This is a genomic window from Blautia segnis, from assembly GCF_014287535.1.
GTDB classification, from domain to species: Bacteria; Bacillota; Clostridia; order Lachnospirales; family Lachnospiraceae; genus Blautia_A; species Blautia_A acetigignens.
Genome location: NZ_JACOOT010000031.1, coordinates 64630 through 79120, shown reverse-complemented (window position 1 = coordinate 79120; position 14491 = coordinate 64630). Strand labels below are relative to the sequence as shown.

Here is a 14491-nt window from a genome sequence, read left to right as displayed (position 1 = left end):
TGTACAATGCAAAAAAGTTTTCCTGCATTTTGGGTGGACGAAAAAGTTTAAAAGAGGTATACTGACGAAAAGAAATAAAGGAGCGCGCTTTATGGAAGATAAAAAAATGAAAGTATTAAAAGGACAGATTCCGGTTTCCATTCTCTACATAGCGCTGGGCGTGTGCCTGGCCCTGATGCCTGTGGAAACGGTAAATGTGCTGTGTAAGGTAGTGTTTGGCCTGGTTCTCGTGGGAGCAGGACTGTACCACATCGTGATCTATGTGCTGGAAAAAGAAAACGCCACAATTCTGGATCTTTTTTCCGGTGTGATCGTGCTGGTGATCGGGGCATTTCTGTTTATGAATCCACAGGTGGTGGTGAAGCTTCTTACTTTGATGCTGGGAGCCTTCATTCTGGTGGACAGTATCTGGATGCTTCGTGGAAGCATGAAATTAAGGAAAAGAAAGCTTGGGGCATGGAAAGCGTTTCTCATTGAGAGCCTGGTGTTTGTGGGGTTTGGCGTGCTGATCCTTGTGAATCCGTTCAGCGAGCTTCGTCTTACCATGCAGGTTTCCGGATGGATTTTTGTGGCAAACGGGGCACTTGATATTATTTTCTATCTGATCCTGAAGCATGGATTGAAAAAGGAGATTCCATCTGAGGAGACAGAAGAAAAAGACGACAGTAAGGCAGAAGCGGCTTCTGCACAGAATACAGAAGAGACAGGAAATACCTCTGCTCCAGCACCGGATGCAGGGAATGTAAGCAGCCAGATGGCGTCTGAAGAAAGTTCTAAGAACACAGAGACTGTTCCAGAAGAAAATGTTCAGCCAGACGGGGCTGTTTCCCAGGAAAGTGCCGGGAATCCAGAAGCCGTTCCAGATGAAGCTTCCGGGGAAAGCGAGGAAGCAGAAGAAGTCCTTGAGGAGTGGAAAGACTGATGGCAGAGATTGTGATCATGGATTTTTCCGGGATTTATAAGGAAGAGCAGTTTTTTGAAGGGGAAAAGGTATCCTGGCTGGATGTCCGGGAAATTCCCGGAACAAACTGCTATTGTGACGACGAAGCGAAGACGCAGATTCTGGAAAAGCTGGAGGAATTTTCAGCGGGAGGAATTTATTTTATTGATTCCGGCAATTATCATTATATGAGCCGGATTGGGATTGAGAGAGTGAAAGAGCCCTTTCGGCTTCTGGTTTTTGACAATCATACGGACATGCAGCTGCCGGCTTTTGGAGGGCTTCTCTCTTGCGGCGGCTGGATCGCAAGTGCAATTGAAGAGGCAGAAAATCTGGTTGAAGTATGGCTTGTAGGGCCAGATGAGGAAGCTTACAGTCAGGTGGAAGAGCCGCTGAAAGAGAAGGTAAAGTTTTTCTCAAGGGAGATGCTCCAGGACTTTCGAAATAACGAAAGCTATTCCGAAAAAACGAATAATATGGAAAGGAATGTGATGGATTTTTCTTTCCTTGGAGAAATTCCCACGGACCTTCCTCTTTATGTTTCCATTGATAAAGATGTGCTTGGTACAACGGATGCCAGCACTACCTGGAGTCAGGGAGATATGACTCTTGGGGAAATGATGGCAGCACTGGAATTTGTCACCAGGCATTTTAAAGAGGCCGGCGGAAAAATCCTTCAGGTGGATATCTGCGGGGAATGTGACCCGGACGGAGCAGACAATGAGAGAAATGATGCGGCAAACCGGGAACTTCTGAAGTTCTGGAAAAACTTTTTTGCAGAGCAGGAAGATAGAGGAGCTTTATTATGAAAAATGAATTGCTGAAAATAGGACCCTTTACCGTTTACGGGTATGGACTGATGATCGCGGTAGGGATACTGGCAGCTTACTTTACGGGAGAACGCAGAGCCAAAAAGCGGGGACTTCCTTACGAACATGTTTTTAACCTTGTGGTATGGTGCGTGCTTGGCGGCTTTCTTGGGGCAAAGATCCTGTACTGGATCACAGAGTGGAAGAGCATTGTGGCCAATCCGGGCTTTCTCGGGGATACCCTGACGGATGGGTTCGTTGTGTTTGGCGGCATTATCGGGGGAATCCTTACGGCGTATGTGTACTGCAGGATAAAAAATCTGGATTTTCTTCGGTTCTTTGATACGCTGATGCCGTCGGTGGCGCTGGCCCAGGGATTTGGCAGGATCGGCTGTCTGCTGGCAGGATGCTGCTATGGAAGGGAGACGAACAGTGCTTTTTCCATTACCTTTCATGACTCCGGCTTTGCGCCAAACGGGGTGGCACTGATTCCCACCCAGATTTATTCCAGTATTCTGGATTTCATTCATTATGGGATTTTGCTTTTTATTCTCAAAAAACAGAAAAAGGACGGGGAGACGGCCGCGGCTTATCTGATTTTTTACAGTGCGGGAAGGTTTGTGCTGGAGTTTTTCAGAGGGGATCTGGCAAGAGGAAGTGTAGGGGCATTGTCTACCTCACAGTTTATTTCCCTGTTTACTTTCGTGGCAGGAATAGTCCTGCTTCTTGTTTTCAGTGAGAATGCCCGGGACGGCAAAACGAAACGAGACATGTCTGCATGAGCAAGTTCATGGAAATCACAGACATAAAAGCAAAAAAACTGCATAGGCTTAACTGAATATAAGCTGGAGGGAAGCACATGCAAAAATCCCCGGAGTATGCAGATACAGTTGGAATTCAGGAAGAAGGGACAAGGCCGGATGCGTCTCCTGCCCAGAATGAGCTGTATGCGGATTTTATTGTGAAATATATGGGAAATTTTCAGGAAGACCTGGGCGATGTCCCGGGTCTTAGCTTTCAGAAAATCAATTCGATCTATGGTGTGGTCTATGCCCCGCTTACCGAGGTGGGAAATCTGAACATCAACACGTATTCTTACAGTTTTATTCCAAAATGTTATACTTATATGGATCTTGGAAGCCTTGGGGCGTCAGGGATTACAAGGCTGCAGGAGCATCCTTATCTTCAGCTGAAAGGGCAGGGGACGGCCATTGCAGTTATTGATTCCGGAATTGACTACCGTAATCCTCTTTTTCAGAATGAAATGGGCAGCAGGATTTTGTGTATCTGGGACCAGACTCTTGATGGAGACGGGCGTGAGGTGCCTTATGGAAAAGTGTTCTGGAAAAGTGACATTGACCGGGCACTGGCGTCGGAAAATCCGCTGGATCTGGTGCCTTCCCTGGATACAAATGGACACGGTACCAGAATGGCAGCCATAGCTGCAGGAAATTATGCCCCTGAGGAGGGCTTTTGCGGGGCGGCGCCGGAGGCCATGCTGATTATTGTGAAGGTGAAGCAGGCAAAAAAATATTTGCGGGAGTTTTATCTGTTTCCATCACAGGCAGAGCTTTTTCAGGAAAATGATATTATGATGGGGATGGATTTCGCTGTGCGAATGGCAAATGAGAGGAAGCTGCCTCTGTCTGTGTGTCTGGGAATCGGCAGCAGCCAGGGCGCACATATTGGGAAAAATCCGCTGAGTACATATGTGGATTATACTTCTGCGTATTCCCTGATCTCCGTGTCTGTGGCTGCTGGAAATGAGGGCAGCGCAAGGCATCATTATACAGGCAGGCTGTCAGAGCGGGAAAATCAGGCAGGGGCAGATCTTCGCGTGGGGAACAAAGAGCCTGGCTTTACCATGGAATTCTGGGGAGAACCTCCGGAAATCTACAATCTGTCTCTGCAGTCGCCAACCGGGGAAATCCTGGATATCAGTTCGTCACTTGGAGATGTGCCCCAGGAACTTTCCTTTGTTTTTGTGGAGACAAGGGTGGAGGTCGATTATGTGTCTATTGAGAGGCAGACGGGATATACGCTGGTGTATTTCCGGTTTATCCAGCCTGCGCCTGGTATCTGGCGGATTTTTGTCCGGGGCAGGGATAACCAGAATGTAAGCTTTCACATGTGGCTGCCTGTGCAGGGGCTGATTTCCGAGGAGACGTATTTCCTGGAGCCATCTCCTTACAATACCGTGACGGCCCCCGGAGATTCCCTGGAGAGCATTACCGTCACCGCCTATCAGTACCGTGACAACAGCCTGTACGTGCAGGCAAGCCGGGGCTTTATGCCGGACGGAAATGTGGTTCCCCAGGTAGCAGCCCCGGGCGTGCAGATCAAGGTCCCCCAGCTAAACGGCCTTTACGGCTACGCCTCCGGCACCAGCCTCTCTGCCGCTCAGACAGCCGGCACCGCCGCCCTCCTCTTCGAATGGGCCGTCATCCGCGGCAACCGCCCCTTCTTCACCGGCTCCAGCGTCAAAAACTACCTCACCCGCGGCGCCAAAAGAGAAGACCGTCTCCAGTATCCCAACCGGGACTGGGGATTTGGAAGACTGGATCTGTATCATACGTTTGAACTGTTGACGTGAGAAGATATTTTTGCTTTACATTAGTGTCTTTTGTGCTATGCTTAAGGAAGAATACGGCTATATGTGCCGGCTTTTTTGATACGGAAATTATAAAGCGCAATCATAAACAGGAGGAAAACAGCTATGGAAATATCAAGTATACTGATCAAAGACACAACAAAAGAAGAGAGAATCCGCATCGTCCAGGAGGGGCTGAATCAGTGCGGAGGTGCGTGTGATTTTTGCAATGGGTGTGATAATCTGGGCGGCGGGTCTGTGGATGCTTTTTATGAGCCGTATATTAATGGGGAAAAGGAACTGCGGGAACTGAATGAAGAATACAGAAGCAATTCCGGTCTTGTAAAGTAGGTGAGAGCATGAGACCACCGGAAATTAGCCTCTTATAAATATAGACAAAAACAATAAATATAGACAAAAACAAGCTTGTTTTTTTGTTAACAATAATACAAAGATTTTTAGGTAATCTAATTGTTTTTGCGCCCACTATTTGGTATACTATATAAAACAAAAGAAAGCAGGAGAACATTATGAAGAGAGGCAGTATTTTTGAAACTGATGGTATCCCGCGTATCCAGGAAGCTCTTCCTCTTGCGCTGCAGCATGTAGTTGCAATGATCGTGGGATGTGTCACCCCTGCCATTATTGTGGCAGGAGCAGCCGGCCTTGAGAATAAGGACCAGGTCATCCTTATTCAGGCTGCTCTTGTGATCGCTGCGTTTTCCACTTTGGTCCAGCTGTTTCCAATCGGGAAAAAGTTTCGGATTGGTTCCGGACTTCCCATGATCATGGGTGTCAGCTTCGCATATGTGCCAAGTATGCAGGCCATTGCGGACGGATACGGAATTGATACCATTATGGGAGCGCAGATCGTAGGTGGAATTGTAGCGGTTATCATGGGAATTCTGGTGAAGAAGATCCGCGTATTTTTCCCGCCGCTGATCACAGGAACAGTAGTTTTCACCATTGGACTTTCCCTGTATCCAACTGCCATCAACTATATGGCAGGCGGAACTTCCAATCCGGACTACGGTTCCTGGCAGAACTGGCTGGTTGCATTCTTCACCCTGGCTGTTGTAACTGCGCTGAATCATTTTGGAAAAGGAATCTGGAAGCTTTCCTCCATTCTGATCGGTATGCTGGCCGGATATCTGGTATCCATTCCCTTTGGCATGGTGAATCTGTCCAGTGTTGGAAATGCAAGCGTGTTCCAGCTGCCCCAGCTGATGCACTTTGGAGTGCATTTTGAGATTTCTGCCTGCGTTGCCATCGGACTTCTGTTTGCCATCAACTCCATTCAGGCCATCGGAGATTATTCCGCCACCACCATCGGTGCCATGAACCGTACTCCGAAGGATCAGGAACTCCAGAGCGGTATTGTGGCGTATGGTATTACCAACATCATCGGCGCTTTATTTGGCGGACTTCCCACTGCTACATACAGCCAGAACGTAGGTATTGTAACCACCACCAAGGTTATCAACCGCTGGGTTCTGGGACTTGCAGCTGCATTCCTTGGCATTGCCGGATTTGTGCCGAAGTTTTCCGCACTTCTGACAACCATTCCGCAGTGCGTGCTGGGCGGTGCAACAGTATCCGTTTTTGCATCCATTGCCATGACCGGTATGAAACTGGTGGCTTCCGCTGAGATGGATTACCGCAACTCCTCCATTGTCGGATTGGCAGCAGCCCTTGGAGTAGGCGTATCCCAGGCCAACGCAGCACTTGCCACACTTCCTTCGTGGGTGACTACTATTTTTGGAAAATCTCCTGTAGTTCTGGCAACGATCATTGCAGTCTGTCTGAATCTGATCCTGCCTAAGTCACGGGATGAGAAAAAAGAAGAAAAGATTCATGACAGCCAGATTCAGGAGAAGCTGGAAGTGGATCACAGACTTTTTGAGAATGAGAAATAAATGGGAAAATCTGAACGGAAAATTGAATATGGAAGAAATGGAATAAGATGAAAAACAGCACCGGATGGGAGTGATCTCTCGTCTGGTGCTGTTTGGGTATATGGATAATCAAAGTTTTCGATGGTTTGTCAAATTTCAAGTTTGCCATTCATGAAGCGTGTTATATTCATATACAGAAGTGCTTTTTATTTGCGATATACGCAAACCGGAAGCCCGTCTTCGCCCATAGGGAGCGCCACATTTCCCTGGATCAGCGGGCGTGCGTAGCGGATGAAATCCTCTGTCACATCAGAGCCATCCTCCGTAATCCAGGAGAGAGGAACGGTTTTCTCCTCGTTGCAGATCTGGTTCACATCCTCAAGTCCGCATTTCATCTGGTAAACGCCATCTGGAGTTTCCTGGCGGATAAAGGAAACCATCTTGCCCGTCTCACCCTTAAGTGCAGCCTGAACACCGAAAATTCCAGCTGTAACAGCTTCCTGCCGGTCTGTGTCAGAAAGAAGGGAAGCGCTGCAGCGCTGGCTTACATTCAGCTCAATGGAGCGGGCTTTCACTCCAAGGCGGCCACGCACCAGGTTTTCCAGGTATTTGCCGCAGCCTGCCAGCATTTTGTGTCCGAAGGTATCGGTGCCTACGGAGTTGTCATATTCACAGATGAAGGTGCCTTTGGCATCGTGGATTCCTTCAGAAACACAAACCACAACGTTGCAGTTTTTCTCAAATGCACTGCTTACCTTCGTAAGGAATTTCTCTGTGTCAAAAGCTGTCTCAGGCAGATAAATAAGAAGAGGATTGTCACCTGTATATTTGCGGGCAAGGGCACCTGCGGCGGTCAGCCAGCCTGCGTGACGTCCCATGATCTCCACGATGGTTACGGATTTTTTCTCATAGACGCTGGCATCCAGGGTGATCTCGCGGACTGTGGAAGCCACATATCTGGCCGCACTTCCAAATCCAGGCGTATGATCGGTATGCACAAGGTCATTGTCAATGGTTTTAGGTTCGCCGATAATGCGGATGTCACTGCCGATCATGGTTGCATAGCGGGAAAGCTTGCTCACCGTATCCATGGAGTCATTTCCGCCAATATAAAAGAACCAGCCAATATTCATCTCTTCAAACCTGCGGAACAGTTCCGGGTATACCGGGTCCTCCAAAGACTGGGGAAGCTTATAGCGGCAGGAGCCAAGATAAGCACCTGGGGTGTAAGTGAGGTATTCCAGCTTTTCCCCGGGAAGAGCTTCCTCAAAATCCAGGACTGTGCCTTTCAAAAATCCCTCAATTCCATTTACCATTCCATAAACATGTCCGATTTCCTCCTGACGGATTCCCTCAGAAACCACACCATAAAGACTGCTGTTTATCACTGCGGTAGGTCCGCCGGACTGTCCGACGATCAGATTCTTTTTTGCCATACAAGTAAGTCCTCCTGTTGTTCTTGGTCTCTTCATTATAACAGGAAGGCAGGCTGGTGGCTAGAGTCTGTTTGAAAAATCATTCCAACGCCCCGCTTTGCGGAAAACTCAGCTGGAATTTGGGTGGCGCAGACGGACTGTATTGGAAAATTTTACATTGTGGGAAAAGAAAGGATGGATTATAATAACAGGCAGGGAGACTGCATAAAAAAGTGAGCGTGAAAGAATCGATGGATAAAGAACAGGAATTTTTATACGAGAAATTCAAAAGTACGGGGCAGGAGAAAGTGAAGCTGTCCTGTGCGTTGGAAGGCTTTTTTCAGGAAAAAGAAGAGACTTCAGAAGAAGCAAAAAACGCATACAGCCAGTACCTGAAGCGGAGAATACGTCCAGCCATGGAAGAATTGATCCGCCAGGAAAATATCTGTGAAATGGAGCAGCTGGCAGGAATGGACTGGTTTGGAATAAATGAACTGGAGAGCTTTATCCGCACCGCCAGGAAAGAGCAGAAACTGGAAAGCCTGGTGTGGCTGATGAAATTAAAGGACAGTAAATATGGATATACGGACAGAGATTTCACCCTCTGAGGTTATGAAAAAAGAGGCGTCCACGAATGCAGAGGCTGCCCAGAGCGCCGGGACTTCGGAAAATGCCAGAGAATCCGCCTGTCGGGAGCTTGGAAGCCGTATTTTATATACCTGCCGCAGCGAAGTCTGCGCCAGATTTCCATTTTTTTCACCGGGAATCGCGGCCCTTTTCTGTGAAGTGATCAGCAGGGAGAAAAGCAGGAGAACAGACCTGCAGGAAATTCACGGAATCGGCACAGACGGAAGCCGGATTCTGGCAGATCCTATGTTTCTCATCCGTGTCTGGGAGAAAAATCCCGGAGCACTGAAACGGGGATATCTGCATATTCTGTTTCACTGCCTGTACCTTCACCCCTTTTCCCAGGAAAAAGCAAAGAAACGGTTGTGGAACCTTGCCTGCGATCTGGCAGCAGAGCTTTTGTTAAAGGAAAATATACCGGAAGATCTGTGGGGATTTTCTGCAGAAGAAAAGAAGCTACGTGGCCGGGTTTTGGAATTTTTTGGAGGAAGGCCTTTATCTGCGGAGGTATTGTACCATCGGCTTGAACAGGAGAAGCTTCCGTTTTCCCAGGAGGAAATGGAGCAGCTTTTTGCATTTGATGACCATTCTTTGTGGAAGTTGAATCCGGAGAGGGCAAAGCAGGAGAAAAGCCGCTGGGAGAAGATCCTCACCTACACCACCCTTGGAAAAGAACACCAGAAGCACCGGATCGGTGCCAATCCTGGAAACCGCCAGGAAGAGCTGGAACAGCTTTACAAAAGCCGTTATGACTACCGGAAATTTCTGAAAAAATTTGCTTTTCCAAGGGAAGAAATCCAGCTGGATGAGGAAAGCTTTGACTACATTTTCTATCATTTCGGAATGGAGCACTATGGAAATCTGCCTCTGATCGAACCGTTGGAGTATAAGGAAGTAAACCGCTTGGAGGAGCTGGTCATCGCCATCGACACCTCAGGTTCCTGTTCCAGGGAGCTGGTGCAGCGGTTTCTGGGGGAAACCTATCAGATTCTCAGCACAAGAGAGAATTTTTTCCGGAAAATGAAAGTCTACATTATTCAGTGCGACTGCTGCATCCAGTCTGTGTCCGTGATCCATTCGGAAGAAGAGTGGAAGGAATACGTGCGAAATGTGCAGATACAGGGGCGAAGCGGCACAGATTTTGTGCCTGTTTTTACTTATATAAAGAAAGAACGGGAGAAAAAGGAACTGAAAAACCTGAAAGCCCTGATTTATTTCACAGACGGCGACGGCATTTATCCGGGGCAGAAGCCAGATTACGAGACTGCTTTTGTCTTTGTGAAAAAGAATGAAAATATGAAATATGTGCCGAATTGGGCATACAAGCTGGTGATCAGTTAGGAGCAAACCGATGAATATAAAAGAAGCAAAAAATGAGATTAAGCATACCCTTTTGGCTTATCTGAGAAAAAACGAAAAGGGTGGGTACACCTATCCTCTGGTGCGCCAGAGGCCAATCCTTCTGATGGGACCTCCGGGAATCGGCAAAACAGCCATTATGGAGCAGATCGCAGAGGAATGCCAGGTTGGGCTCGTGGCCTATACCATCACCCATCATACCCGTCAGAGCGCGGTAGGACTGCCGAAAATCGTCACCAGAAATTATGGCGGCAAGGAAATGAATATCACCGAATACACCATGAGCGAGATCATCGCATCCGTCTACGAATGCATGGAGCACACCGGCAAAAAAGAAGGAATCCTTTTTGTGGATGAGATCAACTGTGTGTCCGAGACACTGGCGCCTGCCATGCTCCAGTTTTTGCAGAACAAAACCTTCGGAACCCATAAAGTGCCGAAGGGGTGGATCATTGTGGCAGCAGGCAATCCTCCTGAGTACAACAAGTCTGTCCGGGAGTTTGACATTGTAACCCTGGACCGCGTGCGAAAGCTTGAGATACAGGCCCAGACAGATGTGTGGCTGGAATACGCCGGGAAAAGGCAGGTCCACGGCGCCATTTTGTCCTATCTGACTCTGAAAAAAGAGAATTTCTACATAGTGGAAAACACGGTAGACGGAAAATTTTTTGTGACTGCCAGAGGCTGGGAGGACCTTTCGGAGCTTCTCAAAAGCTATGAAGAGCTTCAGGTGGAAGTATCCGAAGAGATTGTTGGCGAGTTTCTTCAGAAAGAGGAAATTACAAGGGACTTTGCCGCCTATTATAGACTATATGAAAGGTACAAAACGGATTACCGGGTAGGGGAAATTCTAGAGGAAACTGTGCCCCAGAAGGAATACAGGCTGATCTGTGAGATGGCAGCCAGGGCGCAGTTTGAGGAGCGGTTTACCCTGACCCAGCTTGTAATGGAAGCACTTGATCAGCAGGCAGCAGCTTTCGAAAAAGTGGATGTAAGAACTGTGATGCTCCACCAGAATCTGATACAGCTGAAGCGTTTTTTCCAGGAGCAAACATGTGTGGATTCCATGAAAGAGTTTCTGGCAGAAAGAAGAAAAGCACTGGATGCGAAATGGAAGGCAGAGCTTTTGTCGGAGCGGGAGAGATGCCAGGAGGAAGAGCAGATCGGGATTCTGGAAGAGTATTTTCTTCAGATCTGCGAGGCTCATGTGACGGACTGCCAGGAAGGCTTCCAGCTGATACGCCAGCTGTTTGAAAAAGAATGTGAGCTGCGGGGCAGGGAATTGGAGCGCACGAAAACTATGCTGGAGAGGGGCTTTGCCTTTCTGGAAGACTGCTTTGGAGAAGGACAGGAGCTGCTGCTTCTGGAGACCGGGCTTACCGGGAATCCGTGCACCAGTACTTTTATTTCCGAACATGGATGCGATGCTTATTTCAGGCACTGCGGGCTTTTGCTTTACCAGAAGCAGGAGAATGCCATGCGGGAAGAATGCAGGGCGATTCTGGATTCCCTGCAGGAATGATAGTTGCGGGAATTTTTCCCAGCGCTTATAATGACAGGGAGGAAATGTGCGAAAAAGTTCCGGGAAACTGCATCCCTGGAGAGGAAGAAAGTTCATGAGAAAAAGGAGGTTGCCATGAAGGAAGATAAGAAACCTAAAAAGAAGAAAAAGGCGGGAGATGTGCTGCTTACGGTTGTGCTGATCGCAGCAATCTGCATATTCTGCTATGCGGCATACAATCTTTATCATATTTACACAGAGTACAAAAAGGGCTCAGATGAGTACAATGCCATTGCCCAGATGGCAGTGACAGAGCGCGATCCGGATCAGGATGCCCAGGAACAGGAACCGGCAGGACCGGAAGGTCCCACCCTGAAAGCCCCTATGGACATTGATTTTGATTCTTTAAGAAGCATTAACACAGATGTGATCGGCTGGATTTATGTAGAGGCTCTGGACGGGGTCAGCTATCCGGTAGTTCGGGGAACTGACAATGACCAGTATCTTCATATGACTTATGAGAAGAACTATAATTTTGCCGGAACTATTTTCATTGATTATGAGAATAAGGCTGACTTCAGTGACTGCAATACCCTGGTTTACGGACATAATATGAAAAACGGCAGCATGTTCGGCCAGCTGAAGAATTTCAGCAAGGACGATTCTGCCTATAACAAGAGCAAATATTTCTGGATTTTCACGCCGGAGAAGAACTACAGATATGAGATTATTTCTGCGTACACTACAGCGGTAAACAGCGATACCTACACGCTGTTTAAGGGCCCGGGACAGGAATTTGTGGACTACATGAACAAGATTGTTTCTTATTCGGATATTAAGACCACGCCGGGAGAATTGGGAGTGGAAGATAAGATCGTTACCCTTTCCACCTGTACGGGCAATGAATCCACACGTTATGTGGTTCAGGGAAAAAGAGTGGACACCCTTGATGTGGTGAAAAAGACAGACAGCAGTGAGAACTGATTTTTGAGAAATGGAATGCAAAGGCGCGCAAGGCGGGAAATTCTCCTGCCAGGCTGCTGGGATTGGAGGAAGATGGCATATGAGCGAGGAAGCAAAAAGACTGCAGGAACTGATCGATAAGTATGACAATATTGTATTTTTCGGGGGAGCGGGAGTTTCCACAGAAAGCGGAATCCCGGATTTTCGAAGCCAGGACGGCCTGTATAACCAGAAGTACGACTATCCTCCAGAAACCATATTAAGCCATACCTTTTTTATGCGTCACCCGGATGAATTTTACCGTTTCTATCAGGACAAGATGCTGTGTGACACAGCAAAGCCAAATGCGGCTCATTTGAAACTGGCAGAATTGGAGGCATCAGGCAAGCTGAAAGCAGTGATCACCCAGAACATCGACAATCTTCATCAGATGGCCGGAAGCAAAAAGGTACTGGAGCTTCACGGAAGCGTATACCGCAATTACTGTATGAAATGCGGCAAATCCTACGATTTCGCCTACATGAAAAATGCAAAGGGCGTGCCTAAATGCACCTGCGGCGGAATGATCAAGCCGGACGTGGTGCTGTATGAGGAAGGACTGGACAACGGTGTGATCAGCGAGGCGGTGCGGGCTATTTCCCAGGCACAGGTTCTGATCATCGGAGGAACCTCCCTTGCGGTTTACCCGGCAGCAGGCCTGATCGATTATTTTTCCGGTGAGCATCTGGTGGTGATCAACAAATCACCTACACCAAGAGACCGGTATGCGGATCTTCTGATCAAGGAGCCTATTGGACAGGTATTTTCACAGATCCAGGTGAAAAAGGCAGAAAAATAGTATTTGGAAACGTGTGAAGAGACACACAGAATAAAACGTTTTTAAGAGGAGTTTGTCAGATTATGGCAGAAGTTTATGAAATCGGAGACATCGTTACTTTGAAAAAAGGCCATCCATGCGGCAGCAAGGACTGGGAGATCTTGCGAGTGGGCGCAGATTTCCGCCTGAAGTGCATGGGATGCGGGCATCAGATCATGGTTCCCCGTAAAATGGTGGAGAAAAACACAAAAAATCTTCAAAAAAAGGAAAAATAATGCTTTACAGTCCACAAAAAGTATGTTAGAATCAAAAATCGTGATATATAAAATATCCTTGCTCTTTGACAGGCAAAGGGCCAACAGACCATAAGGAGGTAAGACAAGCATGAACAAGTACGAGTTAGCATTAGTTGTTAGCGCTAAAGTTGAAGACGAAGTACGTGATGCAGTAGTTGAGAAAGCTAAAGGATACATCACTCGTTACAACGGCGTTATCACAGACGTTGAAGAATGGGGTAAGAAGAAATTAGCTTACGAGATTCAGAAAATGCATGAAGGCTTCTACTACTTTATTCAGTTTGAGGCAGACGCACAGTGTCCGGCAGAAGTAGAAAGACATGTACGTATCATGGACAACGTATTAAGATACTTAGTTGTCAGAAAAGACGCGTAATCTTTTTGCATGATCAGATTCAGAGAGCACCATTAAAGGTCGTTCACTTAGCATATTAAGAGAGGTAAGAAGAATGAACAAAGTAGTTTTAATGGGTCGCTTAACAAGAGATCCTGAGGTAAGATATTCCGCAGGAGAGAATGCACTGGCAATTGCCAGATACACATTGGCTGTAGACAGAAGATTCCGTCGCGATGGAGAGGCAAGTGCGGATTTTATTCCGTGTGTTTCTTTCGGACGTACAGCGGAATTTGCTGAGAAATATTTCCGTCAGGGACTGAAGATTGCCGTAACAGGCCGTATTCAGACCGGAAGCTATACCAACCGTGATGGACAGAAGGTTTACACCACAGAGGTGGTTGTGGAGGATCAGGAGTTTGCTGAGAGCAAGGCTTCCAGCGACAGCTACGCAGCTTCCCATCCACGTACAAGCGCTCCGGAGGCTTCCATGCCAAACCCGGGAGCTGCTGCTGAGGGCTTCATGAACATTCCGGATGGAATTGACGAGGAATTGCCGTTTAACTAGAGCACAGCTTTAAAAACTGAATAAAACAGGAGGAAAACCAACATGGCTTACAATAATAGAGGCGAAAGACCAGATTCTCCAATGAAGAGAAGAGGCGGACGCAGAAGAAAAAAAGTTTGCGTATTCTGTGGTAAAGAGAATAACGAAATCGATTACAAGGACGTAGCAAAATTAAGAAAATACGTTTCCGAGAGAGGTAAGATCCTTCCTAGAAGAATTACCGGAAACTGCGCAAAACATCAGAGAGCTCTGACTGTTGCTGTTAAGAGAGCACGTCATCTTGCAATGATGCCATACATCCAGGACTAATTTCCTGAATGCAGTGATGCAGACGCTTAAGGCCTTTAAATACTGGTTTTACTGGTATTTAGGGGCTT

The 14491-nt window shown here is 47.4% G+C and carries 16 protein-coding genes; 15 read left to right on the top strand and 1 reads right to left on the bottom strand.

Translation table 11 applies throughout. The features are described 5' to 3' along the window. Window positions 1–91 precede the first annotated feature (91 nt). The 6 genes from H8S54_RS13220 to H8S54_RS13195 all read left to right on the top strand — a co-directional run bounded on the left by H8S54_RS13220 (window position 92) and on the right by H8S54_RS13195 (window position 6255). Window positions 92–922, top strand: a complete 831-nt coding sequence (locus H8S54_RS13220) for an HdeD family acid-resistance protein (RefSeq protein ID WP_186901638.1) — start codon at window positions 92–94, stop codon at window positions 920–922. Further along, window positions 922–1749, top strand: coding sequence for an arginase family protein (locus H8S54_RS13215; protein WP_186901637.1), 828 nt, complete (start codon window positions 922–924; stop codon window positions 1747–1749). The genes H8S54_RS13220 and H8S54_RS13215 overlap by 1 nt, the downstream gene beginning before the upstream one ends. Then, on the top strand, window positions 1746–2531 hold the full coding sequence (locus H8S54_RS13210) for a prolipoprotein diacylglyceryl transferase (RefSeq protein ID WP_186901636.1): 786 nt from the start codon (window positions 1746–1748) through the stop codon (window positions 2529–2531). The genes H8S54_RS13215 and H8S54_RS13210 overlap by 4 nt, the downstream gene beginning before the upstream one ends. 77 nt (window positions 2532–2608) lie before the next feature. After that, window positions 2609–4342, top strand: a complete 1734-nt coding sequence (locus H8S54_RS13205) for a S8 family peptidase (RefSeq protein ID WP_186901635.1) — start codon at window positions 2609–2611, stop codon at window positions 4340–4342. A 123-nt stretch (window positions 4343–4465) separates the two neighbouring features. Then, window positions 4466–4690, top strand: coding sequence for a hypothetical protein (locus H8S54_RS13200; protein ID WP_173766375.1), 225 nt, complete (start codon window positions 4466–4468; stop codon window positions 4688–4690). Window positions 4691–4869: 179 nt separating this feature from the next. After that, window positions 4870–6255 carry a uracil-xanthine permease family protein gene (locus H8S54_RS13195; protein ID WP_117851475.1) on the top strand — a complete coding sequence of 462 codons (1386 nt, stop codon included), beginning with the start codon at window positions 4870–4872 and terminating at the stop codon, window positions 6253–6255. Between the two features lie 185 nt (window positions 6256–6440). Here H8S54_RS13195 and H8S54_RS13190 read toward each other — a convergent pair whose 3' ends face one another. Next, entirely contained in the window at window positions 6441–7670 is a 1230-nt protein-coding gene (locus tag H8S54_RS13190; protein ID WP_186901634.1) for a 6-phosphofructokinase, read from the bottom strand. A 212-nt stretch (window positions 7671–7882) separates the two neighbouring features. Here H8S54_RS13190 and H8S54_RS13185 point away from each other — a divergent pair, with 212 nt between their 5' ends. From H8S54_RS13185 to rpsR, 9 genes are all read left to right on the top strand, one after another. Further along, entirely contained in the window at window positions 7883–8257 is a 375-nt protein-coding gene (locus H8S54_RS13185; RefSeq protein ID WP_147342988.1) for a hypothetical protein, read from the top strand. Next, window positions 8226–9617, top strand: coding sequence for a vWA domain-containing protein (locus H8S54_RS13180; RefSeq protein WP_243176821.1), 1392 nt, complete (start codon window positions 8226–8228; stop codon window positions 9615–9617). Before H8S54_RS13185 ends, H8S54_RS13180 begins: the two co-directional genes overlap by 32 nt. Window positions 9618–9627: 10 nt before the next feature. Next, complete coding sequence (locus tag H8S54_RS13175; RefSeq protein ID WP_186901633.1) at window positions 9628–11157, top strand: ATP-binding protein; 1530 nt, start codon at window positions 9628–9630, stop codon at window positions 11155–11157. 114 nt (window positions 11158–11271) lie between these two features. Continuing rightward, window positions 11272–12120, top strand: a complete 849-nt coding sequence (gene srtB / locus H8S54_RS13170) for a class B sortase (protein ID WP_173766379.1) — start codon at window positions 11272–11274, stop codon at window positions 12118–12120. Between the two features lie 79 nt (window positions 12121–12199). Continuing rightward, window positions 12200–12937 (top strand): NAD-dependent protein deacylase, encoded by a 738-nt coding sequence (locus H8S54_RS13165; RefSeq protein WP_021926814.1) that lies wholly within the window; start codon window positions 12200–12202, stop codon window positions 12935–12937. A gap of 62 nt (window positions 12938–12999) precedes the next feature. Beyond that, a complete protein-coding gene (locus tag H8S54_RS13160; protein ID WP_021926813.1) occupies window positions 13000–13191 on the top strand; it encodes a DUF951 domain-containing protein in 192 nt (63 codons plus the stop codon). A gap of 109 nt (window positions 13192–13300) precedes the next feature. After that, complete coding sequence (gene rpsF / locus H8S54_RS13155; RefSeq protein WP_117851485.1) at window positions 13301–13588, top strand: 30S ribosomal protein S6; 288 nt, start codon at window positions 13301–13303, stop codon at window positions 13586–13588. Window positions 13589–13661: 73 nt separating this feature from the next. After that, window positions 13662–14114, top strand: coding sequence for a single-stranded DNA-binding protein (locus H8S54_RS13150; protein ID WP_021926810.1), 453 nt, complete (start codon window positions 13662–13664; stop codon window positions 14112–14114). A 42-nt stretch (window positions 14115–14156) separates the two neighbouring features. Then, window positions 14157–14423 carry a 30S ribosomal protein S18 gene (gene rpsR, locus H8S54_RS13145; protein WP_021926809.1) on the top strand — a complete coding sequence of 89 codons (267 nt, stop codon included), beginning with the start codon at window positions 14157–14159 and terminating at the stop codon, window positions 14421–14423. The last annotated feature ends 68 nt before the right edge of the window (window positions 14424–14491 follow it).

Coding starts and splice junctions, on each gene's coding strand:
- H8S54_RS13175 (WP_186901633.1), top strand. CDS start 9,628: ATGAATATAAAAGAAGCAAAAAATGAGATTAAGCATACCCTTTTGGCT.
- rpsF (WP_117851485.1), top strand. CDS start 13,301: ATGAACAAGTACGAGTTAGCATTAGTTGTTAGCGCTAAAGTTGAAGAC.
- H8S54_RS13160 (WP_021926813.1), top strand. CDS start 13,000: ATGGCAGAAGTTTATGAAATCGGAGACATCGTTACTTTGAAAAAAGGC.
- H8S54_RS13200 (WP_173766375.1), top strand. CDS start 4,466: ATGGAAATATCAAGTATACTGATCAAAGACACAACAAAAGAAGAGAGA.
- H8S54_RS13205 (WP_186901635.1), top strand. CDS start 2,609: ATGCAAAAATCCCCGGAGTATGCAGATACAGTTGGAATTCAGGAAGAA.
- H8S54_RS13215 (WP_186901637.1), top strand. CDS start 922: ATGGCAGAGATTGTGATCATGGATTTTTCCGGGATTTATAAGGAAGAG.
- srtB (WP_173766379.1), top strand. CDS start 11,272: ATGAAGGAAGATAAGAAACCTAAAAAGAAGAAAAAGGCGGGAGATGTG.
- H8S54_RS13220 (WP_186901638.1), top strand. CDS start 92: ATGGAAGATAAAAAAATGAAAGTATTAAAAGGACAGATTCCGGTTTCC.
- H8S54_RS13150 (WP_021926810.1), top strand. CDS start 13,662: ATGAACAAAGTAGTTTTAATGGGTCGCTTAACAAGAGATCCTGAGGTA.
- H8S54_RS13190 (WP_186901634.1), bottom strand. CDS start 7,670: ATGGCAAAAAAGAATCTGATCGTCGGACAGTCCGGCGGACCTACCGCA.
- H8S54_RS13180 (WP_243176821.1), top strand. CDS start 8,226: ATGGATATACGGACAGAGATTTCACCCTCTGAGGTTATGAAAAAAGAG.
- H8S54_RS13165 (WP_021926814.1), top strand. CDS start 12,200: ATGAGCGAGGAAGCAAAAAGACTGCAGGAACTGATCGATAAGTATGAC.
- rpsR (WP_021926809.1), top strand. CDS start 14,157: ATGGCTTACAATAATAGAGGCGAAAGACCAGATTCTCCAATGAAGAGA.
- H8S54_RS13210 (WP_186901636.1), top strand. CDS start 1,746: ATGAAAAATGAATTGCTGAAAATAGGACCCTTTACCGTTTACGGGTAT.
- H8S54_RS13195 (WP_117851475.1), top strand. CDS start 4,870: ATGAAGAGAGGCAGTATTTTTGAAACTGATGGTATCCCGCGTATCCAG.